Consider the following 22,212-nt stretch of genomic DNA (forward strand, 5'->3'; position numbering starts at 1 on the left):
TTGTCGCTCATGCGCCGGTCCCCCGCCGGTCGTCCTCGGACATGTCCTGGTCCGGGATCCGCGGGCCGCCGAGCAGTTCCGCGGCCGCCTGCTGGTAGCGCAGCACGGCCTGTTCGGCGGCGCGCAGATCGCAGGGGGCGCTCCACAGCATGCGGCGTGCCTTCTCGTACCGCTCCATGGCGAGCGTGTCCTCGGCGAAGCCGTGCCGGGCGATCTTCGCCTTGTACGCGTCGAGGCGGCCGCGCAGCTCGGCACGGACGGCCAGGGGCGCGGTGACGGCGGTCAACGACTCGCGGGCGCGCAGCAGTTCGTCCTCGGCCTTCTGCTCCAGCGACTCCAGGAGCGGGGACAGGCGGTGCCACTGCGCCTGCCTGCGGTACTCCGCGGCCGTCGCCAGCTGCTCCTGCAACACCGTCGGCGGCCCGCTGACGACCGGCACCTCCGTCGCCGCGATCTTCGCGAGGACCTCGCCCCGGGCGGTGCGCGCCTCGGCGAGCGTACGGTCCGCGCGGCTGAGGATGTCCCGCAGCCTGACGATCCGCTTCTCGGCGTCCTGGCGGACGGTCAGCACGGCGTCGATCTCCCGCCGCACGTCCTCCAGGGCGCGCGCCTCGCGGTCGTAGACCGTGGTGTCGGGCCTTCCGCCGCCCGGAGCCGAACTGCGCTCCGCGGCCTGCCAGAAGGCCAGCGGGTCCGAGACCACCTGTTCGCGCAGCCTGGTCAGGGTGCGGGTGATGCGCTCCAGGTCGTCACCCGCCGGGTGCTCGCCAGGGCGCACGCCGACCGAGTGCGCGAGGCGGCGGGTGCGCTGGAGTTCGGCCGCCAGCAGATCGATCCGGGCGGGCAGCGCCGACCAGACGGCGTCGGCGGCGACGACCATGTCCAGGCTCGTCGCGTACAGCTCGTTCATCCGGTCGACGAGGGTGCCGAGCGAGTAGCGCTCGCTGAGTCTGTTCGGCGAGCCCTGCAGGGTGGGGGCGTTGGCCGTCGCGGTGGCGCTGCCCGCGACCGTGACCGACTCGCCTTTCAGCAGCTCCGTCAGCTCCACCAGGTCCTCGCGGCTGGACCAGCGGCGACGGGAGCGGATGTCCCGGGCGGTGCGCAGCGCGTCCGTGTACGCGTCGAAGTACGTCCACAGCAGCGTGATCGACGCCTCCGTGGACGTCCAGCGGTCCCTGGTGACGCCGGTGAGTTCGGCGCCCTCCAGGAGTCTGCGGCCCGCGTGGTCCTGGAGGGCGAGGAGCGAGGTCTCGATCGCCTCGTGCTCCGCGCCGAGCCGCGCCAGCGCACGGTCCACCTCGTCCCGGTCCATCACCGGCCCGGTGGATCCCGTGACGCCCATCGATCACCTCTCGCTGCGGTTGTGCCGGTTGGGGGGTCGGTCGCGTGGTCAGGTGGTGCGGCGGTACTGCGGTGCGGGTGGTTCCGACTTCTTCGCATCCTTGCCCAGTGTCGCGGAGAGCCATCTCTCGTACGACGCCTGCCAGCCCTTCGTGGTGTCCTCGCGGTAGTCCACCAGGATCTGGTTGACCCGGCGTACCAGATCGTCCGCGTCCTTCTTCATCGCCACGCCGTAGTACTCGGCAGTGAAGGGGTCGCCCTTGAGTTGGACCGTCGGATCCTGGGCCGCCTGACTCGCCGCGAGCGCTCCGTCGGTGACCACGGCGTCGGCCTCGCCGAGCTGGAGTCTGACCAGGCAGTCGAGTTGGTTGGGGACGGTCCCGGAGATGTCGGTGTTCGCGGGGAGTTCGCCGTCCTTCTGGTCCGCCTCCAGCGTGGAGTAGGCCGTGGAGCCCGCCGCCGTGCAGATCCTGCGGCCCGCGAGTGTGTCGTCGTAGCCCTTGATGGGCGAGGACTTGAGGGCCAGGACCTGCTGTCCGGTCTTGAAGTACGGCGCGGAGAAGGCGACGTCCTTGATGCGCTCGCAGTTGATCGTCATCGTGCGGACGACCATGTCCACGCGGCCGTCCCGGATCGCCGGGATGCGCTGGTCGGTGGGGATCGCCTTGAACTGGACCGCGTCGGGGTCGCCGAGTATGTCCTCGGCGATGCGGTGGACCAGGTCGATGTCGAAGCCCTCCAGCTCCGCGGTCTTGCCGCTGTTGGGGTCTCGGTAGCCCCAGCGGTAGCTGTTCTGGTCGACGCCCACGATGAGCTTGCGCTTCTCGCCCTCGCGCTTCTTGATCGCCTCGATGGTGTCGCCGTCCGCGGAGGAGGGGGACAGGGTCTGCTTCTCGGGGGCCTCGCAGTCCTCCTCGGCCTTCGCGGCCGTGGCCCGGGTGGCCTGGGTGACGGGCCGGTCGTCCACCAGGGCCGATCCGGACAGGGGGACGCACAGTGCGAAGAGCGCCACCAGGGCGCAGACGACCGCCATCGCGCCCACTCCGCCCCAGCCCTTCAGACTGGCCCGCAGACGTCGTGCTCGCATGGTCATGCCCCCTTTCACCTCTGGCCCGTTCACCGGTACTCCGAGAGCCTGCGGCCGATGCCCAGGACCGCGCCCGCGGCACCGAGCACGGCGAGTACGGCCGCGCCCGCCGACAGGCCCGTCAGGGCGTCCCGGCCGTCGCCTGCGGCCTGCTTGAACTCGGTCTCCTCGTGCGCGAGTGCCGTGCGCAGGTTCTCGTCGACGCTGTCGAAGCACTCGCCGGTCGCGTCCCGGGCGCCGATGACCATGTCCAGCGCACGCTGGTAGTTGCCGTTCTCGTCCTGCTCGCGGGCCGCGGTGTGGCGCTTCTTCCACTCCGTCATGTTGCCGACGGCGGCGGTGACGGGCCGCTCGCCCGAGGTGTCGTCGGCGAGCTTCTCGGCGTCCGCCAGGTGCGCGCCCAGGGCTTTCATGTCCGCACGGAAGTCGTAGTCGTAGGCGTCGTAGGTCTCCTCACCGACCTTCTTCGTCTCCGCGCCGCGGGCCACCAGGGTCAGGTTCTCGTTGCCTCTCGCCTTGAGGGAGGCGATGCGGGCGTCGTGCAGGACGTTCAGGGAGCGGACGCCGTGGTCGTAGGAGTCGTTCAGGCCCGCGCGGGCGATGCTGTGGCCGACGACCAGCCAGAGGAGGACCACGGCCGCGGTGGCCGTGGCGGCGACCAGGCCGTGGTTCAGGACGCGGTTGGTGCGCTGGTAGTTGCGGTGCTGGGCCCAGGCCAGAGCGGCCAGGGCGGCGATGCCGAGGGCGATGGCCGCCCAGGGGTAGGGCGTGGCGTCCGCGTAGTCCGCGCGCAGGCGCTGGTTCTCCTTCTTGTACAGGTCCTCCGCCGCCGGGAGCATTTGGTCCTGCATCTTCTCGTTGGCGTAGCGCAGGTAGGCGCCGCCGACCGGGAAGCCCTGGCGGTTGTAGGTACGGGCGCGTTCGACCAGGCCCTTGTACTCCGGGAGGAGTCTGTTCAGCTCGGCGATGGTCTTGGCCGACGGGGAGTCGGGGTCCGAGTTGGCGGCGGCGTTGACGAGCTTCTCGGCGGCCGTGCGGATGTTCTTCTCGTACCGGTCGCGGGAGGTGGCCGTCTCCTGGCCGCCGGCGAGGAAGCCGCTGGAGGCGGCGGTGTTGGCGTCGGCAAGGGAGCGGTAGATGTCCGCGGCGTCCGAGCTGAGCGGCTGACTGCTGGTGAGGACGTCGTCGGCGGCGTCCGCGCGCTCGGTCATCTGCCAGGCGGTGACGGCGCCGAAGGCGACGACGAGCAGGGCGAGGACGGCGCCGATGATGCGCAGCCGGCCGGGTTCCGTGGTGGCGGCTGCCCGGAGCCGGTCGACGCCCTCGGCGAAAGCGGTACGGCGGGGTTGCGGCTCCGCGGGGCCCGGCGTCGCCTTGGGGGGTTGCGCCGACTGGGCGGGGAGGACGGGCGTGCCCGTGCCCGGTGGTGGTGTGCTGCTCGTCGGCAGGTGTGTCACTGTGACCTCCCCCATGGTCATCCGTCGCCGCAAGTATCCCTTCCGGCACTGACATCCGCACCGGCCTTGCCACGATCTTGATCGGATCGCAGCGTGAGGCACCACCCCTTGCACAGGAACACGTCGAAGAACGCGCTTCGGTTCCCCTCGGGGACATGTGCGGTCATTCGACGTAGCGCCGGAACCCTTGTGCCAGGGGTTCGAAGCCGCACGCCTCGTAGAAGCTGTGGACGTATTCGTCGTCCGCCGCCAGCAACTGCACCTTGTAACAACCGGCCGACTCCCCCAGCCGCACGGCTGCCTGCATCAGCTGGCGCCCGACACCACGCCGCTGGAAACGGCCGGCCACCACGACGTTCTCCACGAACAGGATGGCCCGGCCGCCCCGGGTGAGGTTCGGCATGACGACACAGTCCGCCGTACCGGCCACGGCACCGCCGACCTCGGCGACCAGGACGGTCCGCCCTTGCTGCCCGGCCACGGCTGCCCAGACGGTCTCAGCGGACGCTCGGGTCAACGGCGCGTCGTCCGGGTTCAGTTCGCTGTAGAGACCCAGCAGCGCCGACAGGTCCGCCGCGTCTGCTGCCCGCACAGTGATCTCCATGGGGTGAGCTTAGGAGGGAAGCCCACAGCGGGCGTCAAAGGAGTGGGACACCGAGCAGTCAAGCACTATGGTCCCTTGGGTCATGGCTGATCACGACATCTACGGCACCAGTACGCACACCGCTGACGATCTGGTACGGCTTGTCAGTGCCCGCCTGGGAATGACCTTCACAGAGCGAGAGAGTCACTTCCGGGGCGTCTACCACCTCGCCGACGACCACGGCGTGCGAGTCGAGATCCAGCCCAACGAAACCCCCGGGGACGACGAAGCCGAGCCTTTCGATGACGCGCACCCGGAATGCCGAGTGCTCGTGCTGACTACCACCACGGCCCCCGGGGTCACCTTGCGGGCTCGGTTGGAGTCCATCGAAGGGCTGCTGCACCTGCGGCACGGGACAGTCTGAGACCCGGCCGCACGCACAACACCCGCCTTGGGTTTGCCCAAGCCCGTTCAGGCGCGTCGGTCAGTCCCCGGTCGGGGTCTCCTTGCGGCGCAGTACGACCAGGGTCGCTCCGCCGAGCAGGACCAGGGTGATGGCGATGCCCGCTATCAGGGGCGTGACCTCGGAGCCGCCGGTTTCGGCGAGGTTGGTGTCCGTGGCTGTGCCGCCCACCGTCGCCGGGCTCGGTTCGCTCAGGGTCTGGGTGGCCGTGCCCGTCTCGTTGCCCTGGGTCTGGCAGTCCAGCATGCCGCTGAAGCGCTTGGTGAAGCCGCCCGGGCCGTGGATGGTGAAGTCGTACGCCTGGTCCTCCTGGAGAGGCACCGTCACCGTGCGGGACTCGCCCGGGGCGATGGTGTGCTCAAGGCCGGCCAGTTCGAAGGTGAACGGCTCGTCGCCCTTGTTCGAGGCGATGACGTCCACTCCCCCGTCGGCGCAGTTCTTCGCCGCCGAGACCGCCGGGATCGGCCCCTCCTTCGCCCAGGTCGCCCCGGCCGTCGCCGACACCGTCGACTCGCTGGACCCGGCCAGGATCTGCGTCTGGCTCCGGCTCTCGGAGGCGAAGGCCCGACCGACCGGCACGGTCGTCGACGCCTGCACGGTCAGGTCGGCCGTACCCGCCGCCGCGTCCTCGGGCACGTCGAAGAACACCTGCCCGCCATCGGCCGCGGACGTGATGGCCTGGCCCTGCTTGTCGACGATCCGCACCCCGCTGGTGGCCGCGTCCGCCGGTGGCGACACCGTCACGCTGCTCGCGTTGGTGTGCACCGTCACCGGCCCGAGCCGCTCACCCGGCCGACCGGAGACCGCGGGCGGGTCGAGGGTGAGCGACGCCCGGGGCTCGGGCAGGTCGCGGGCGTTCTTCTCCAGGTAGTCGGCGAGCTGCTCGGCCTGCGGGTCGAGGGCGTCGACCGCCACGTCGTCCGAGTAGCGCCAGATCGCCACCTGCGTGCCCGACGCCGCGTCCTGCTCGGTCAGCACACCGCGGACCCCCGCCTTCCGGGCGAGCGCCGCGAGGTCGTTCACCTGCGGGTACGAATTCTGCAGGATCCAGCGGATGCGTCCCGCGTCCTTGTTGGCACCCAGGGACGTGCCGCTCCACTGCGTCTCGTGGTACTTGGCGTCCCGCTGCGTGGGGTTGTGCAGGTCGACGCAGTACGTCTGGAGCATGCCGCCGCCGTCGACGGCCATCTCGAACAGGCCCGCCGACACCTGCTGGTCCCCGGTGCCACCGTTGCCGCCGTGTATCACGGCGGTGCCGTACGTCTTGAGCCCGGCTATCGTCGCCGTCGCTCCGCCCTGACTCTGCGTGGTCTCGTCGGCGGCCGCGCGGCCGGCACCGGCCACCACGCCCGCGGCGACCAGGCCGGACACCAGGGTCGCGGCGCCGAGGCCGGCCGGCCCTCGCCTGCGTACGCGCACCGCAGAGAACAGAGCAATCACCAAATTCCCCTTCGAGCAGGACCCGTCGATGTGGGGGGTACGGTCCCACCAGCAGAATCAGAAGCCTCGCGGACCCCAAGAGCCCCGAAAGCTTTCCCGGCATCCTAGGTACGCGACCGACCCCGCTCGCCGGTGAGACAGTCGGACGAGTGATCCGACTCGGAATCGTTATCGCCAAGATCCCTCGCGAGCAGGGCTTATCGACAAATCCACGCCTGACTTTCCGGTGTGCACGTGCCGATAAGCCGCAGTTCGGGCGGCTCACGCAGTGATTGACGTCACGTCAATACTGCTTCTCCTGACGGAGGTTGTGCGGCAGAGGCGGCGACCTCCGTGCCCGTCGCCGCCGAACCGTCCGGCGGGATCTCCCAGTTGGGCTCGGGCTGTGCGGGCGCTCCCGCTGTCTCCTGCTTGCCTCCGCGGCGGAACGCCGACGTACCCCAGGCGAGATCATGGCCGATCGCCACCGCGTCGATGTCCGCCGAGGTCCAGCTCTGCCCCTCGCGCACATCGGTCCGCACCTTCAGCCTGCCCTGCACGATCACGGGCTCCCCGACCGTCAGCGACGCCGCCGTGTTCGTGGCGAGCTGCCGGTTGGCCCACACCGTGAAGAAGTTGGTATGACCGTCCGTCCACACGTTCTTCTCGCGGTCCCAGTAGCGCGCGGTCACCGCCAGCCGGAACCTCGCCGACGGGCCGGACGCCACCTCCCGGTACACCGGCTGCGTCGCCACCCGGCCGACCGCGCACACCATCGTCTCGTTCATCGCGAACCCCTCCCTCGCCCGGGCTCCGGCCCCGGGGCCGACACGCGTACGAGCCCGTCCCGTACGGCTGTGTCCCCCAGACTGCCGCCGCCGGGCCGAGCCCGCTGAGCGCTGTGGACCACCGCCGGCCTGTGGACAACGCCGCCACCCGGGCGGGTGACGCCGAGGGGGCTCGGACCCCTGCGGACACTGCGAACACCAGATGGGCACGAGGTGGACACACGAGGGAGGGCGGCGCCCGACCGGACGCCGCCCTCAGCGCGTGGAGGCACGCGGTCCGTCACAACCGCCATGCCTCCGAAGCGCCATCACCGCCCCACTCCCACCACCCTCCCGTACTGCTCCCGAACCTCCCGATACCGCAGCAACTCCGCCGCCACCGGATCCAGCACCCGTGCCCGCCCGCACCCGGCCGCCGCCTCCCGCAACCGGCGTTCCGCCTCCAGGCCGTAGCGCCGGGCCGGGCCGCGGGCCGCCATCCGGCAGCTCCACTCGATGAGCGGTCCACCGACGATGCCGATGATCATCAGCAGCACCGGCACGCCGAGGTTCGGCGACATGATCTGGAGGATCTGACCCAGCAGCCACAGCCCGCCCAGGAACTGCAGGATCGTCATGGACGCCTGGGCCAGCACGGCCATCGGCCACCACCCCGGCCGCGGCGGCCGCCCCGTCGGCACTCCCGCGCGCACGCTCAGCTCGTCCAGCGCCTCGGGCAGCCCCTGGGAGCCCCGGGCGGCCGCCTCACGCACCGCCTGGGCCCAGGGTGCGGGCAGCCCGGCCGAGGCACGGTCGGCCACCGTGCGCACCGCCGTCTCGACGCGCTGCCGGGCGGTGGCCTCCTCGTCGGCCTGCGTACGTCCGGTGATCCGGCCCGTGGTGGGCTCGCCGCGGTCCTGGTACCAGCGCCACAATCGCAGCCAGGGCGTACCGCAGGCGCGGTTGGCGTTGCGCAGCCACGCGCGCTCGGCCGCCTCCCCCGCCGCCGTCGCGCCCACCGCGTCCGCGAGCCGGTCGGAGAACTCCTCCCGGGCCTGTTCGCTGAGCCCGGTCCGCCGCCGGGTGGCGTAGACGGGCCGGAGCCGGGCCGCCGCGATGTCCACGTCGGCGGAGATACGGCGGGCCGGTGCCGTGCGCTCCGCGACGAACTGGCCGAGCACTTCGCGCAGTTCACCGACGCCCTCCCCGGTGAGCGCGGACAGCGGGAGGACGGTCGTGCCCGGCTCGCCGAACTCCCCGAGGGCGATGCCGTCCTCGTCGAGGAGCCGCCGCAGATCGTCGAGTACCTGCTCGGCGGCCTCCCCGGGCAGCCGGTCGACCTGGTTGAGGACGACGAACATGACCTCCGCGTGAGCCGCCATCGGCCGTAGATAGCGCTCATGGAGGACGGCGTCGGCGTACTTCTCCGGGTCGACGACCCAGATGACCCCGTCGACGAGCCCCAGGATGCGGTCGACATGCTCGCGGTGCTGTACGGCCGCCGAGTCGTGGTCGGGCAGGTCGATCAGGACGAGCCCGCGCAGCGGCGACTCCGCGTCCCCGGCGGTGGGCAGCGGGCGCCGGCGCAGCCGCGGCGGGATACCGAGCCGTTCGATGAGGCTCGCCGCCCCGTCGCTCCAACTGCACGCGATGGGTGCCGCCGTGGTGGGACGGCGCAGGCCGGTCTCCGAGATGGCCACTCCGGCGAGCGCGTTGAACAGCTGCGACTTGCCGCTGCCCGTGGCACCCGCGATGGCGACGACGGTGTGCTGCCCCGAGAGCCTGCGACGCGCGGACGCCTCGTCGAGCACTCGCCCGGCCCGTGCCAGCGTCCGGCTGTCGAGCCGCGTACGGGACAGCCCCACCAGTTCGCGCAACGCCTCCAGCCGGGAGCGCAGCCCCGAGTCGTACACCAGCGGGGCCACCGACTGCGGCGTGGTTGCGCGGCTGTCCATGACGACGTACTGGTCGCCCCCGGTGGTCTCGCTGACCCGCCGCGCGATGAGCCCGTCGTCCCAGGCGTCGGTGGGGTCGGCGTGGTCCGTGGAGTCGCTACGGCCACCCGTGGAGTCCCTACGGCCACCCGTGGCATCGCTACGGCCTCTGGCGTCCGAACGACTCCCCGCGTCCGAACGGCTCGCAGCCTCCGAACGGTCCGTGGAACCCCTGCTCGAGGAGGAGTCGTCGTCCCGCACGCGCGCGTGGGTGCCGTCGGCGGATCCGGCCTTGTTCTTTCCCTCGCCCGGCTGGTCGGCGTGCTCGGTGTGGTCCTGGTCAGTGACGGCGGTCACCGGTCACCTCTCCTTCTGCAGTACGGACAGCGCGGCGATGAGTTCGGCCTGCGGCTCCGGCTGGACTTCGAGCGCGTCGAGCGGGGCGAGCCGGCGTTCGCGTTCGGCGTGCAGGACCCGGTCCACGTACTCGCTGAGGAGCCGTCCGGCCCGGTCGCGCAGCCGCAGCGCGCCGTGTGCGCCGATCCGCTCGGCGAGGCTCTCCCCGGCCATCCGGCCCCGCCGGCCCCCCAGCAGGGAGGTGGCGACCAGGGCGGCGACCTGCTCGGGGTCGGGCGCGAGGGTCCGGTCGAGCTCGCGCACCTCGTCGTCGGCGTGCTCCTCGAGCTCCCGCCGCCAGCGTCGTACGGCGAGTCCGATCCGGTGCTCGGCGCTCTCCGCCGCGGGTTCGCGGTCGGCGAGCCCGGGTGCGGCCGCCGCCGGTTCGCGCCGCCAGGCGTCGTCGATGCGCTCGTCGGCGGCGGTGACGGCGCACAGCAGCAGTGTGCTCAGGCTCTCCACGAGCGCGTCGAGGAGTTCCTCGGCGGTGCAGTCCAAGGGAAAGGCACGCCACCGCTTGAGGGCGTCGCCGGCGAGCACCGCCCCTGCCTGCAACCTGCCCCGTACGCGCGTGTACTCGCTGTCGTACGCCCCGTCGACGGCGGCGGTGAGCCGCAGGGCGGCGGCGTACTGCGCGGCGGCGGCGCCGGCCAGTTCGGGCATCCGGGACTTGAGGGAGTCGAGGACGCCGTGCGCGGTACGGGCCAGGACCTGCTGGCGGGCCGCCGGGTCCTGCACCAGGTGGACCAGCCAGGTGCGCAGCGGGGCCACGGCGGTAGCCGGCAGCAGCCCGCCGCCCCAGGCCGACTCGGGCAGTTCGGGCACGGTGAACCGCGGCACGTGCCCGAGGCCGGCCTTGGTGAGCAGGGCGCCGTACTGTCGCGACACCTCGCCGACCACCTGGTGGGGCACCCGGTCGAGGACGGTGATGAGGGTCACGTCGTACTCCTTGGCGGTGCGCAGCATGTGCCAGGGCACGGCGTCGGCGTAGCGGGCGGCTGTGGTGACCATGATCCAGATGTCGGCCGCGCAGATGAGCTCGGCGGCCAGGACGCGGTTGTCGGAGACCAGGGAGTCGATGTCGGGGGCGTCGAGGAGGGCGAGGCCGGGCGGGAGTGTGGCGGCGGTCTCGACGCGCAGCACGCGCGCGGGGTTCTCGCCCGGGAGGAGCAGGTCGTCCGTGGATTCCTGCTGGGCCACCCACACGCGCGTGAGATCGGGCAGCACCCTCATTCCGCTGAACCAGTGCTGGTCCTCCGGATGGCAGACCAGCACGGGAGTGCGTGTCGTCGGCCGCAGCACGCCCGCCTCGCTGACCCGCCGCCCCACGAGCGAGTTCACCAGCGTCGATTTCCCTGCTCCGGTCGATCCGCCCACGACGGCCAGAAGCGGCGCTTCGGGCTCGCGCAACCGGGGCACCAAGTAGTCGTCGAGCTGCGCGAGCAGTTCGTCGCGGTTGGCACGCGCGCGTGGGGCCCCCGCCAGGGGCAGCGGGAAGCGTGCGGCGGCGACACGGTCGCGCAGGGCGGAAAGTGCGTCGAGCAGCTGAGGCCGTACGTCCAAGGTCACCACATGCGAAGAATGCCCAATTTTAGGGGATTACTGAAGCATATGAGCATGTCTGCGTGCCGACGGAACACAAGGGACGGAAGGGACTAGTGGGACAGGGGCACACTCCAGGCATAACGAGTGCACAACACCCGATGCGCCAGGCGCCAAAAGCGGTGCACGATTCGTACCCGCCTGCGATTATCAGGACCGCTTCACCGAACCTCCACATCGAGCCACGGAGGCGAAGCAACAGGGGCAAGGACGCGGGAGCCCTATCCTTGTCCCCGGCAACGTCACGGAACGGCCCACACCAGGGCACCACGACAGAGGCCACCACACCCGGCCCCCGTAGCTCAGTGGATAGAGCAGGCGCCTTCTAAGCGCTTGGCCGCAGGTTCGAGTCCTGCCGGGGGCGCACACTGCCTCTCACCTGCGGAAACGCGTGAGAGGCTCTTTCATGTCCGGAAGCACATCGCTGTGAGAGCAAGCGCCTTGACTGTCCACGATCGTGGACACATACCCCGACATCTGGGGTGCGGTTCGCGCCGACGGATGCCTGGCTCCGCTCCTCGTCCAGCACCTGGGCAGCCGCGCGTGGGTCCATGAGGTTGGACCACGCCTGTTCGGCCGGGAGCAGGTCCCGCTCGGGCAGGGCGTACTCCGGATACCAGCCCTCAGCCTCGCAGCCGGGGACGTTGCGCAGGATCAGCACGGTCAGGTTCGGCGGTACCGAGCCGGTGATCCGGACGGCGAGGTAGGTCTCGTGGCCGTCGTCCGCACGCACCTGGAGGCCAAGGGTGAAGGTGTCGAACTCGCGTGTGTGCTCACGGCCGTCGCGCAGCGTGGCGTGCGCCAGGTCCAGCAGAGTCGCACGCAGGCGGCGCACGAAGCGGACACCGGCTTCGGCGCGGTACCGGACATGGTCCTCGCGTGCGGGCAGGAGGTGAGCGGTGTGTGTCGCGGTCTTCAGCCCGTCGGAATGTTCCGCGTTGTAGCGAGCCCGGGCGGCGCGGCCGAGGGCCTCCAGGGCCGCATAGAAGTCATCGCCCGAGCCGTCCTCGCGCCGACCCGCCGCGACCAGCCACGGCAGATCGGCATCCAGCCATACCGCGCCGCGCCATCGCTGCACCTTGACCTTGAACAGCACCTGGTCGTCCACGGACCGGATGCTTTCGTGCTTGCCGTCCTCGTCCGCGAACTGCTCGGACGCCTTGACCAGCACCGGGTGGTCGATCTCGTCCAGCGGCACCGTGAGCGGCGGCACCGCGAGGCGCAAATCCTCGCGTAAGCAGCGCAGCGTCGGGCGGGCCGGGCGCAGCGGGCCGGATCCGCTCATTCCTCGATTCCCCCGACCGCGTCGATCTCCTCCGCGGTCAGCCCGGTCAGCAGCATCACATCCGATTTCAGCGAGCCGTCCAGCACACTGAGCGCCTCCACCATGCCGGACCGCAGATCCTCACGGCGCTGCTCCAGATACACCCGGACCGCCTCGGCCACCAGGTCCTTCTTCGTCAGCCCCAGGAAATGAGCGCCCTGGCTGATCAATTTGTCCGTCGCCGGGTCCACCTTCAGCGGGGACTGGCGTACCGACTTCGCCGCCGTCGTCATCGTCAACACCTCCGCTGCCATAGTACCTAAATACCTCACGGCGTAGTTGATGACGGCGTCACCGCCGTCGATCGCCGCGACTCCGGCCGACGGCATGCGCCTTCGGTAGCCAGGACGACGCGGAGAGGGCTCGGCGGCCACGGTCGCGCCCGGCCAGCTGACCGGGCCTGCCTTGGCAGTCACAGACGCCCCCTCATCGCTCAGGCCATAGCACCTTCTAAGCGCTTGGCCGCAGGTTCGAGTCCTGCCGGGGGCGCAAGTCTCCGCCCTCCCGTTCGGGAGGGCTCTTTACCGCGGAAGTTGCGGGTCGGGGGCTCACCCCTGCCCGCCGTTGAAGAAGCCGGATTTCACGTCCCCGATGATGGTGTCGAGCGGATGCCCACTGACGATGAACGGTCCGCTCCAGGGGGCGCTGAGGGCGAAGAGCAGTGCGAGGCTCAGTCCGACCACACTCGCAACGCCGACGATGAGCAGCGACGTGCGCAGACTGCTGCGGAAGACCAGTGCGCCGGAGTTCACGATCAAGGCCAGTCCGCTGACCACGAGCGTGACGACGTAGAGCGAGGGAACGTCGCGCGAGGCGGCCGCGACGCGGGCGCGACGACTGCTGGTGAGACCGTCCAGGGAGAGCACCAGCTCCGCGCCTGCCGGGGTTCCCACAGCGGGCCGGGCGGCTTCGGCGCGCACACTCCGCTCCAGCCGGGCGATGGCGCGAGCGGTGGCCGGGTCGTCACCGGAGGCCGCCGCTGCACCCTCCCACTCCCTGGCCCGCGTGGTCTGCAGGTAGTCCAGCAGTGCCGCGTGGATCGGCTCCGAGTGGACTCGCGGACTTGTCGCCGCCCATGCCAGACGGGAGGCCGCGGCCGCTTCGTCGCTCACCAGCCCCTCGGCTGCGCGCAGGTAGCCGGCCTCGCTTGCCAGTGAGAGCGCCGCGAAGATCGCGAAGGCAGCGCCCAGGGTCGGCATCAGAGGCGTGGCAATCTGCGGCACCCGATCCCGTTCCCCGGCCGGTACGAGCACCCGGACGCCGACCCGTGCCACGGCCGCGACCAGCAAGGCGAGCACGAGTCCGCCCACAACCAGCACCACCGCCGGCAGCGAGGTCAACCAGTTCACCACATCACCTACCGCGCGTTCCCGCGAGCTCCCCACGGCGGCGGCACACAGGCCGCGGCGACCCGGAGTTCCTCGTCGATCACTTTCGATGAGCGCTCCATGATCACAGGCCGAAGGCTCCTTTGACGCTCGTGACGCCCGGCACGGCATCGCTTTTCGCCGCCGAACAGGTTCGAGTTCACCCCCTGCTCATCAGCACCCGGTGAGCAGGCCGGCGACCAGGTCGCGTGGCAGGCCGTGGGTGTCGTGGAGGCGGTGGTAGTCCTGTTCGGTCAGCGGGCCCCGGAACTCCGGTCGGGAGAGGACGCGGCGCCCGCGTACCAGCAGCTTGCCGAAGCGGCGTTCCTCGTCGAGGAGCACCTCGCGGACCGGGGCGGGGCCGCCCGGCTGGTGGAAGTGGTCCAGAGTGTGGTCGAGGAGTTCCACGGGCAGGTCGGACAGCGTGCGGGACGGGTCGTCGCGCCACAGGGCGGTGAGGAGGCGGCGGACGAGTCTGCGCGGTACGTAGCCGCGGCCGGCGCCGGACGGGCGTACGCCGTCGCCGAGGACAACGATGCTGGAGCGCAGGTGGTCGGTGACGAGGCGCAGCGACGGCTCGTCCAGGTCCCACAGCGGCGGGAGCAGTCGCATCCAGGGTTCGAACAGGTCGGTGTCGTAGACCGACGTGTGTCCCTGGAGGACCGTCACGAGCCGTTCCAGGCCCATGCCGGTGTCGACGGCCGGCCGCTGGAGGGGTTCGAGGGTGCCGTCCTCTTGGCGGTCGTAGCGCATGAGGACGTGGTTCCAGATCTCGACCCAGCGTGGGTCGGTGGTGGGGGTGCCCTGGGGCGGGGTGCCGGGGTCGCCGGTCCACACGAAGATCTCCGAGTCGGGGCCGCACGGGCCGACGGGGCCGTTGTCCCACCAGTTGTCCTCCCGGGTCAGCTCCACGGGCACCCCCAGATGCCGCCAGGTGCGCAGCGACTCGGTGTCGGGGCCGGCCTGGTCGTCCCCGCCGAAGACCGTGGCGTGCAGGTGCCCGTGCGGGATGCCGAAGCCGTCGCGCAGCAGCTCGTAGGCCCAGCGCAGGCTCTGTTCATGGCCGTAGTCGCCTAGTGACCACGAGCCGAGCATCTCGAAGACCGTCAGGTGGGTGGAGTCGCCGACCTCGTCGAGGTCGGTGGTGCGCAGGCAGCGCTGGACGTTGGTGAGGCGCCGCCCCTGCGGGTGGGGGCGGCCCGTCAGGTACGGCGTGAGCGGGTGCATGCCGGAGGTGGTGAAGAGCACCGGGTCCGACGGGGGTGGCAGGAGTGTGCTGCCGGTGACGAGCCGGTGTCCGCGCTCGCGGTAGAAGTCGGTGAAGGTGCGTACGGTCCGGTCCGTGTCCGTTCCGGTGTTCATGGCGGTGTTCATGTCGGTGTTCATGGCTGTTCCCTCGGGTTCATGGGGCATCCGGGTCGTCGAGTACGGAGACCGGAAGGAACCGCGGGGAACAAGGCTCGGACAGGGGTCCGGCGGTGATCCGGCGGTCCGTTTCCGGCCGCCGGGGTGAGTGTCAGGTCAGACGTCGGCAGCCGGTGAGCTGGTCGCTCGCGCGGCTGCGGTGGTGGTGTGGGTCATGACCTGCATGTGTCGCACGCTAACAGCGGGCGGTGGGTGTCGTCGCGGGGTTTTCCGTCGCGGGGTTTTCCGGGGGGGCCCGAGGGCGCGTGGCCAAAGGCGTGGTCGTCCGGCATAGAGTCGGTCTCCCGGCCATGGGACGTGGAGAGGAAGCGACGTGCGGCTGCGCTGTGCTGTGCTGGACGACTTTCAGAAGGTGGCGACCGAGGTCGCCGACTGGTCGCCGATCGCGGGCGAGGTGGACGTCGTCTCTTTCGACACCCATCGGGACGGCGAGGAAGCCCTCGCCGCGGCTCTGGCCGACTTCGACATCGTGGTGACCCTGCGCGAGCGCGTGCCCTTCCCCGGGTCGTTGATCGCCCGCTTGCCGCGGCTGAAACTGATCGTCGCCTCCGGCATGCGCAACTCGGTCATCGACTACGGGGCCGCCGAGGAGCACGGCGTCACCGTGTGCGGCACGGCCAGTTCGTCCACCCCGCCCGTGGAACTGACCTGGGCCCTGCTGCTCGGGCTGGCCCGCGGCGTCGTCGAGGAGAGCAACGCCCTGCGCTCCGGCGGTCCCTGGCAGTCCACGGTCGGCGCCGACCTGCACGGTCGCCGCCTCGGGCTGCTCGGCCTCGGGAAGATCGGCGGTCGCGTGGCCCAGGTCGGTCTCGCCTTCGGGATGCGCGTCAGCGCGTGGAGTCAGAACCTCACCGGGGAACGCGCCGACGAGGTCGGCGTCGAACTCGCCCCCTCCCGGGAGGACCTGCTCGCGAGCAGCGACTTCGTCTCGGTCCACCTCGCGCTGAGCGACCGTACCCGCGGTCTGCTCGGCCCCGCCGAACTCGCCCTCCTCAAGCCGACCGCGTATCTGGTCAACACCTCGCGCGCTGCCATCGTGGATCAGGAAGCGCTGCTCGCCGCGCTGCACGAGGGGCGGATCGCCGGCGCCGGCGTCGACGTCTTCGACATCGAGCCCCTGCCCGCCGGCCACCCGATGCGCACCGCGCCCCGCCTCCTCGCCACCCCGCACCTCGGCTACGTCTCGCGGGCCAACTACGCGACGTACTACGGGCAGGCGGTCGAGGACATCCGCGCGTTCCTCGCGGGCTCGCCCGTGCGAAAGCTGCCTTGACGCCCTTTCGGGACTGGAGACACCTCAGCCATCACTGGGGACCGACCAGACACTCGTCGAGGACCTGGCAGGCTCGGGCGGTGCCGTTCTCGGCTTCCAGGGCCTGGCCGAGCCGGCGCGCGGCCTCGGCAAAGGGAGGGTGCCGGGTGAGCTCGTGCAGGCGTCGAGCGAGGGCGGAAACGGTGAGATCACGCGCCGGCAACGGTGCGGGCCCCGCACCGAGTTCGCGTACCCGCGCGGCCCAGTAGGGCTGGTCGCCGAAGAACGGACAGACCAGTGAGGGTCTTCCCGCACGCAGTGCTGAGGCAGTCGTGCCCGCCCCTCCGTGGTGGACGACGGCGGCCATCCTGGGGAACAGCCAGTCGTGGGGGGTATCGCCGACGACGAGGATGTCGTCTTCGCTGGTGGCGGGATCGCCGGTCAGTACTCCGCGTAGCTTGGCGCGTCGCAGCGCCATCCGTACGAGGGTGTCGGTCGCTTCCGGATCGCCGGTCTTCATGCTGCCGAATCCGACGTAGACGGGCGGTGGCCCGTCGGCCAGGAAGGCGAGCAGGTGCGGCGGCGGAGTCCACTTCGGCCGGTCGTGGTGCCAGAAGCCGGTCACGTGGACGTTGGGTCCCCAGTCGGACGGCCGCGGCACCACCTTGGGGCTGAACGCGCACAGCACGGGCGCGCGGCGGACGTGCCGGAAAGGAGCCGAGAGTGACAGCTCCGGGAGGCCCAGGCTCTCCCGGCGCCATGTGTTGACGTACCTCCGGCACAGCATCCAGGACCCGAGGTCGACCGCGCCGAAGCTGAGCCGGTTGCCCAGGGCCCCCAGCAACCCGGCGGCCGGCGCCAGGGGGTGCGGAAATGCCCTGGTGGGCTGGCTCGGCTGGAAGTGGATGACGGCGTGCGGGACGCGGAGGCACTGGCTCAGATGGAGTCCGAGAAAACCGAAGCTGGGCGCCAGAACCAGGTCGGCGCCCTTCGCTCCCGCCCGGGTCTCCTCCAGCATCGGCATGATGTGGGGTCGCAGGACCCGGTCCATCCGGCGGACGAACGACACCGGGTTGCGTGGGCCGGCGAGGAGTTCCTGTCCCCCGACGGACTCGATGATCTCCACGGGGTCGGCCGGAAGGTGGTGGAAATCCAGTCCTGCCTCGGCGATCAGATGCTCGTAGCGCCCACTGGCCAGGACTCTCACCGTGTCGCCCCGCCCGGCCAGTGCTCGGCCCAGTGCCAAGCAAGGCTGGACATCGCCCCGGGATCCCGCGGCGAAGATCACCACTGTGCGCCCCACGCCGTTCCCCTCTCCAGGTGTGCTGGTGCCTGCCGGGCCGTTACCCGAGTGGCAGACCATAGACATACTGGGCGGCGCATTCCTGGACCCATCAGGAGAACATGAGTAAAAGCACCCCTTCTGGCGGGACGGGAAACCGATGCCAAGGAACATGGCCCATCTCACCGCGGCAGCGCTCGGCGCGGGATTCGCCCTCAACGCGGTACGACTCAATCGCCGACTCGCCGGGTTGCGCCTCCTTGAGCCCTCCACGGATCCGCCCTCCCCGGATCCGCCCTCCCCGGACTTCCGCTTCGTGCTGGCCTCCGGAGTGCGGCTGGACGACGAGACCCGCCGCGCCGCCTGCGCCTTCGCTTCTCGGGAGGGGCTGAAGGTACTCGATCTGCTGCCGGGTGATCTGCCGACGGCCGAGCTGCTCGACTTCGCCCGCCTGGTGAACACCCGTTCCTTCCGGCGCGACAGGCTGGCCTTCGGACGAAGCGCCCAGCATGCCGTCGTCGTGGAGGCGGCCGTCCTGGAGCGACTCGGCACCCGCCTGCCCGCCGGCACGGATCTCGCGGGGCTCTCGGCGAGGGAACTCACCGATCTGCTCGGGCGCCTGAAGAAGTGTGCGCCGACCACGACCGGATTCGCGCTCGCGCCCGGGCTTCGCAGTGTCCGCCGCACCGCCCGGGAACGCGTCGCCGCCCGGCCGGGCAACACCTTCGTCCCGCTGTCGGCCGCCCTGGCGGCACGCCTGGCCGCCGGTGCGCTCACCCTCGCCTGCCTCGCGACGGCTCCGACCTGGGGAGCGGCTGCCCTGACCGGCTACGCACTGCAGCCGACGCTGGTGCGCGGTCGACGGTTCGCTCCCGCCGACCGCTACCGTGCCACCTGGCTCAGGCCCGTGCTGGGCCCGGGCGACTGGCTGCGTACCGCGCGGGCAGCGCACGCTCTGCGCGGTCCGGCCGACCCGCACGCCGGTCTCCGCGCGGAATACCAGGCCGAGATCGCCCGGGGTGTCGAGCGGTTCTTCGAGCCACGTCGCGACTCCTGCCCGTGGTGCGGGTCGTCCGACCTGAGACACCGCGTGACGGCACGGGACATGTACCAGGGAAAGCCGGGCCGGTTCACTCTGGAGGAGTGCGGAGACTGCGGCCACACCTTCCAGAATCCGCGGCTGAACCTGGCCGGCCTCGACTTCTACTACCGCGACTGCTACGACGGCATCGGCGAACGGCAGATGGAAAAGGTGTTCGCCCTCCAGGGGCCTGCCTACCGTGACCGCGCCCGCCTCCTGCCCCCGCACACCGCGCCCAGCACCTGGCTGGACGTGGGGGCCGGGCACGGTCACTTCTGCCTCGTCGCCCAGGACGTCTGGCCGCAGACCGTCTTTCACGGCCTGGACCGCAGCGACGCCGTGGAGCGGGCCGAGAAGCACGGCTGGGTGCACCGCGGTCACCGGGGCGACTTCCCCGAACTGGCCGCATCCCTGGAAGCCGCCTATGACGTGGTGAGCATGTTCCACTACCTGGAGCACACCCTGGATCCACGGGCCGAGCTGGAGGCGGCACGGGGCGTCCTCAAGCCGGGCGGTCACCTGGTGATCGAGGTCCCCGACCCGCAGAGCTCGCTCAGCCGGTTGCTGGGCCGCCACTGGATTCCCTGGATGCAGCCGCAGCACGTGCACCTCATGCCCTTCACCAATCTCCGGCAGGCGCTGCTGGAACGGGGCTTCACCACGGTGGTGGAGCAACGCGTCACCGGACGGCCGGGCGGGGACTTCTGCGGCGCCGTCGTGGAGCGCTTCCGCTCCTGGACGCCGAGCCCCCGGCATCCCTGGTCCCGAACACCTCCGACCCGCACCCGCGCCCTGGCCCACGCGGCCATCTGGACGGCCTCCGTCCCGCTGATCGCCGCGGCGGCCGCGGCCGACCTCGCGATCGCCCCTTTCCTGGGGGCGGTACGGGGCGGGCAGGCCTACCGGATCCTCGCCCGCAAGGAAGCTTGACGCTCGTCCCGGGAACCGGAGGCCGGCAGCCCGAGTGAGCGCATCACCGTGGGCCAGATGCGGTGCAGTTCCTGCCGCCAGTACGGCCAGGAATGCGTCCCGGGCTCATACTGATGCGTCGTGACGTGGACTCCTTCCGCGCGCAGCGCGGAGGCGAACTTCCTGATCTGCTCCGGAAGCGCAGCCTCGCCCAGCACACTCACCAGAATGACGTAGGGGGAGCGCCCCACGTCCAGCGGTCCGGGCATGCTGGTACCGACGGACAGATGGACGTGCGTTCCGCGGAAGGACCGCGGCATGGCTGCGGGGTTGTGGAACTGCCAGACATCGGCGTTCTCCATCGGGTCGCCCCACACCTTCCTCATGTCGACGCCGACCTTCTGAGAGCCGAGTCCGATGACCAGGCGCACAAACGGGTCGTTGAGATCCACGTAGGAACTCATCGCCGCCGCGTACCGGAACAGGCCCGGATGGTGTGCCGTGTAGTTGAGTGCGCCGAAACCGCCCATGGACAGTCCCACGACGGCGCGCGACGGGCCGGCTCGGTACTCCTTCTCCATGAGCCGCACGAGTTCGCTGGTGTGAAAGGTCTCCCAGCGGTGCGGGCCGGCGAACCAGTCGCTGTAGTAGCCGTCCTTTCCCGCGTCGGGCATGACGATGAGCACATCGGAGTTCTGCGACAGTTCTTCCACGTCTGTCGCGCGCGTCCAGGCCCTGTAGTCGTCGGCGCCGCCGTGGAGCATGTAGAGAACGGGAAAGGTGGCTTCAGGCCGCTTGTTCCAGCTGGCCGGGAGAAGGACACGGACCGGGATGGACCGTCCCATGGCCGGCGAACTGACCGTGAGATCGCGCGTTCGGTCGTCGATCGTCCGCACGGCAGTGACACGAGCCTCCGCACCGTGAGGCCCGGGTGTGCCTTCCGGGCTCCGTGCGGCCGCATGCGCCTCGGTCGAGACGAGAGCGGCGACGAGCCCCAGACACACCAGGTACGTTCTCGCGAATTTCAGACAATATGCCCACACAGCTGGGAGCATGACGAAACACACCGTCCGCCACCGGCAGACACTCCGTTCAACGGAGGGCAGTCGCCCGTACGGCAGAGCAGCGATTGCGCCGCATCAGATCAGCGGTTCTCTTGGGAACAGTCGTGAGACGTGAGCAAGATTGGAGCCGACATGACATCGTCCCTGTCCGAAGCGGTCATCGCGGGTGCGGACGCAGCGACCCTCGAGTCCCTCCCCCTCCCGGACCACTTCCCGGCGGCCTGTGTGCGCGCCGCCGACGTCAACATGTTCGAGGGCGTCGAGGACAAGGACGTGCGCAAGTCCCTCTTCGTCGAGGACGTGCCGATGCCCGAGCTCGCTCCGGACGAGGCTCTGATCGCCGTGATGGCGAGTGCGATCAACTACAACACGGTCTGGACGGCCATGTTCGAGCCGTTGCCCACCTTCCAGTTCCTCAAGGAAATGAGGAAGGCCGGAGGATGGGAGGCGCGGCACGATCTTCCGTACCACATCGTGGGTTCCGACGCCTCGGGCGTCATCGTCCGTACGGGGTCGTCCGTGCGCAGGTGGAAGATCGGTGACCACGTGTCGATCTCTCCGGCCTACGTCGACGAGCAGGATCCCGACACACATCGCGACGGCATGCTGGGGCACGGGCAGAAGGCGTGGGGGTTCGAGACGAACTTCGGCGGGCTGGCCCACTACGCCGTCGTTCGGGCGAGCCAGTTGATGCCGAAGCCCCCTGCCCTGACCTGGGAGGAAGCGGCCGTCAACCCGCTGTGCGCGAGTACGGCCTACCGCATGCTGGTCAGCGACCGCGGTGCGCGGATGAAGCAGGGCGACATCGTGCTGGTCTGGGGCGCGACCGGCGGGCTGGGCTCCTACGCCGTCCAACTGGTGCTGGGCGGAGGCGGTGTCCCGGTCGGCGTGGTGAACTCCGACGAAAAGGCACGTCTGCTCCGGTCGTTGGGATGCGATGCGGTCATCAACCGCCAGGAGGTCCTGGGCGGGGACGACACACTCCTGCAGCGTCCCGAGGGCTGGAAGAGGATGGGAAAGGCGATCCGCGAGGCGGTCGGTGAGGACCCGCACATCGTGTTCGAGCACGTCGGCAGGGAGACCTTCGCGGCGTCCGTGTTCCTGGCCAGACGCGGCGGGACGGTCGTCACCTGCGGATCCAGTACCGGTTACGAGCACACCTACGACAACCGGTATCTCTGGATGCGGCTGAAGCGGATCATCGGCAGTCACGGCGCGAACCTTCACGAGCAGTGTGAGGTCAACCGGCTCATCACCATGGGCAGCCTGGTTCCCGCCCTGTCGACGACGTATCCGCTGTCGGAGGTGGGTGCGGCGACACGGGCTGTCCAGACCAATCAGCACATCGGCAAGGTCGGTGTGCTGTGTCTGGCTCCCCGTCCTGACCTCGGCGTCACCGACCCGGAGGCCCGTGCCCGGGTGGGTGAGGAGCGGTTGCGCCTGTTCCGCGGGTGAGCCC

18 protein-coding genes and 1 tRNA gene are annotated in these 22,212 nt (G+C 70.5%); 6 read left to right on the forward strand and 13 right to left on the reverse strand.

Annotated features, from left to right (window positions below):
- Positions 1 to 7: 7 nt before the first annotated feature.
- From ABZ016_RS03265 to ABZ016_RS03280, 4 genes are all read right to left on the reverse strand, one after another.
- On the reverse strand, positions 8 to 1,342 hold the full coding sequence (locus tag ABZ016_RS03265) for a hypothetical protein (protein WP_356914808.1): 1,335 nt from the start codon (positions 1,340 to 1,342) through the stop codon (positions 8 to 10).
- 48 nt (positions 1,343 to 1,390) lie between these two features.
- Positions 1,391 to 2,428, reverse strand: coding sequence for a glutamate ABC transporter substrate-binding protein (locus ABZ016_RS03270; RefSeq protein ID WP_356915044.1), 1,038 nt, complete (start codon positions 2,426 to 2,428; stop codon positions 1,391 to 1,393).
- Between the two features lie 29 nt (positions 2,429 to 2,457).
- Positions 2,458 to 3,900 carry a hypothetical protein gene (locus ABZ016_RS03275; RefSeq protein WP_356914809.1) on the reverse strand — a complete coding sequence of 481 codons (1,443 nt, stop codon included), beginning with the start codon at positions 3,898 to 3,900 and terminating at the stop codon, positions 2,458 to 2,460.
- Between the two features lie 148 nt (positions 3,901 to 4,048).
- Entirely contained in the window at positions 4,049 to 4,489 is a 441-nt protein-coding gene (locus tag ABZ016_RS03280) for a GNAT family N-acetyltransferase (protein WP_356914810.1), read from the reverse strand.
- An 82-nt stretch (positions 4,490 to 4,571) separates the two neighbouring features.
- Here ABZ016_RS03280 and ABZ016_RS03285 point away from each other — a divergent pair, with 82 nt between their 5' ends.
- Positions 4,572 to 4,892 carry a hypothetical protein gene (locus tag ABZ016_RS03285; protein ID WP_356914811.1) on the forward strand — a complete coding sequence of 107 codons (321 nt, stop codon included), beginning with the start codon at positions 4,572 to 4,574 and terminating at the stop codon, positions 4,890 to 4,892.
- A gap of 60 nt (positions 4,893 to 4,952) precedes the next feature.
- Here ABZ016_RS03285 and ABZ016_RS03290 read toward each other — a convergent pair whose 3' ends face one another.
- The 4 genes from ABZ016_RS03290 to ABZ016_RS03305 all read right to left on the reverse strand — a co-directional run bounded on the left by ABZ016_RS03290 (position 4,953) and on the right by ABZ016_RS03305 (position 11,019).
- The gene (locus ABZ016_RS03290) at positions 4,953 to 6,371 is read right to left on the reverse strand and encodes a Cys-Gln thioester bond-forming surface protein (protein ID WP_356914812.1); all 1,419 of its coding nucleotides are present in this window, start codon (positions 6,369 to 6,371) and stop codon (positions 4,953 to 4,955) included.
- Between the two features lie 278 nt (positions 6,372 to 6,649).
- A complete protein-coding gene (locus ABZ016_RS03295) occupies positions 6,650 to 7,138 on the reverse strand; it encodes a single-stranded DNA-binding protein (protein ID WP_356914813.1) in 489 nt (162 codons plus the stop codon).
- Positions 7,139 to 7,446: 308 nt separating this feature from the next.
- The gene (locus ABZ016_RS03300) at positions 7,447 to 9,408 is read right to left on the reverse strand and encodes a YfjP family GTPase (RefSeq protein WP_356914814.1); all 1,962 of its coding nucleotides are present in this window, start codon (positions 9,406 to 9,408) and stop codon (positions 7,447 to 7,449) included.
- A 3-nt stretch (positions 9,409 to 9,411) separates the two neighbouring features.
- Positions 9,412 to 11,019 carry a dynamin family protein gene (locus tag ABZ016_RS03305; RefSeq protein WP_356914815.1) on the reverse strand — a complete coding sequence of 536 codons (1,608 nt, stop codon included), beginning with the start codon at positions 11,017 to 11,019 and terminating at the stop codon, positions 9,412 to 9,414.
- A 321-nt stretch (positions 11,020 to 11,340) separates the two neighbouring features.
- Between ABZ016_RS03305 and ABZ016_RS03310 the strand changes: the two genes are divergently transcribed.
- Positions 11,341 to 11,413 (forward strand) — tRNA-Arg (locus ABZ016_RS03310).
- Between the two features lie 348 nt (positions 11,414 to 11,761).
- Positions 11,762 to 12,286 carry a hypothetical protein gene (locus ABZ016_RS03315; protein WP_356914816.1) on the forward strand — a complete coding sequence of 175 codons (525 nt, stop codon included), beginning with the start codon at positions 11,762 to 11,764 and terminating at the stop codon, positions 12,284 to 12,286.
- Positions 12,287 to 12,330: 44 nt separating this feature from the next.
- Here the strand turns inward: ABZ016_RS03315 and ABZ016_RS03320 are convergent, their stop codons facing one another.
- The 3 genes from ABZ016_RS03320 to ABZ016_RS03330 form a co-directional block, all read right to left on the reverse strand.
- Entirely contained in the window at positions 12,331 to 12,702 is a 372-nt protein-coding gene (locus ABZ016_RS03320; protein ID WP_356914817.1) for a hypothetical protein, read from the reverse strand.
- 219 nt (positions 12,703 to 12,921) lie between these two features.
- Positions 12,922 to 13,722: a hypothetical protein gene (locus ABZ016_RS03325; RefSeq protein ID WP_356914818.1), complete on the reverse strand. Its 801-nt coding sequence runs from the start codon at positions 13,720 to 13,722 to the stop codon at positions 12,922 to 12,924.
- 192 nt (positions 13,723 to 13,914) lie between these two features.
- Entirely contained in the window at positions 13,915 to 15,126 is a 1,212-nt protein-coding gene (locus ABZ016_RS03330; RefSeq protein ID WP_356914819.1) for an alanine--tRNA ligase-related protein, read from the reverse strand.
- Between the two features lie 352 nt (positions 15,127 to 15,478).
- On the opposite strand from ABZ016_RS03330, the gene ABZ016_RS03335 reads away from it, so the two are divergent.
- Complete coding sequence (locus ABZ016_RS03335) at positions 15,479 to 16,438, forward strand: D-2-hydroxyacid dehydrogenase family protein (protein WP_356914820.1); 960 nt, start codon at positions 15,479 to 15,481, stop codon at positions 16,436 to 16,438.
- 31 nt (positions 16,439 to 16,469) lie between these two features.
- On the opposite strand, the gene ABZ016_RS03340 is transcribed toward ABZ016_RS03335, so the two are convergent.
- Positions 16,470 to 17,720, reverse strand: coding sequence for a glycosyltransferase (locus ABZ016_RS03340; RefSeq protein ID WP_356914821.1), 1,251 nt, complete (start codon positions 17,718 to 17,720; stop codon positions 16,470 to 16,472).
- Between the two features lie 151 nt (positions 17,721 to 17,871).
- Between ABZ016_RS03340 and ABZ016_RS03345 the strand changes: the two genes are divergently transcribed.
- Positions 17,872 to 19,710, forward strand: coding sequence for a class I SAM-dependent methyltransferase (locus ABZ016_RS03345; protein WP_356914822.1), 1,839 nt, complete (start codon positions 17,872 to 17,874; stop codon positions 19,708 to 19,710).
- Here ABZ016_RS03345 and ABZ016_RS03350 read toward each other — a convergent pair.
- Positions 19,680 to 20,534: an alpha/beta hydrolase family protein gene (locus ABZ016_RS03350; RefSeq protein WP_356914823.1), complete on the reverse strand. Its 855-nt coding sequence runs from the start codon at positions 20,532 to 20,534 to the stop codon at positions 19,680 to 19,682. The two genes, ABZ016_RS03345 and ABZ016_RS03350, sit on opposite strands and share 31 nt — an antisense overlap.
- Positions 20,535 to 20,885: 351 nt before the next feature.
- On the opposite strand from ABZ016_RS03350, the gene ccrA reads away from it, so the two are divergent.
- On the forward strand, positions 20,886 to 22,208 hold the full coding sequence (ccrA, locus tag ABZ016_RS03355) for a crotonyl-CoA carboxylase/reductase (protein WP_356915045.1): 1,323 nt from the start codon (positions 20,886 to 20,888) through the stop codon (positions 22,206 to 22,208).
- The last annotated feature ends 4 nt before the right edge of the window (positions 22,209 to 22,212 follow it).

This window comes from Streptomyces sp. NPDC006372, assembly GCF_040612515.1.
GTDB lineage: Bacteria > Actinomycetota > Actinomycetes > Streptomycetales > Streptomycetaceae > Streptomyces.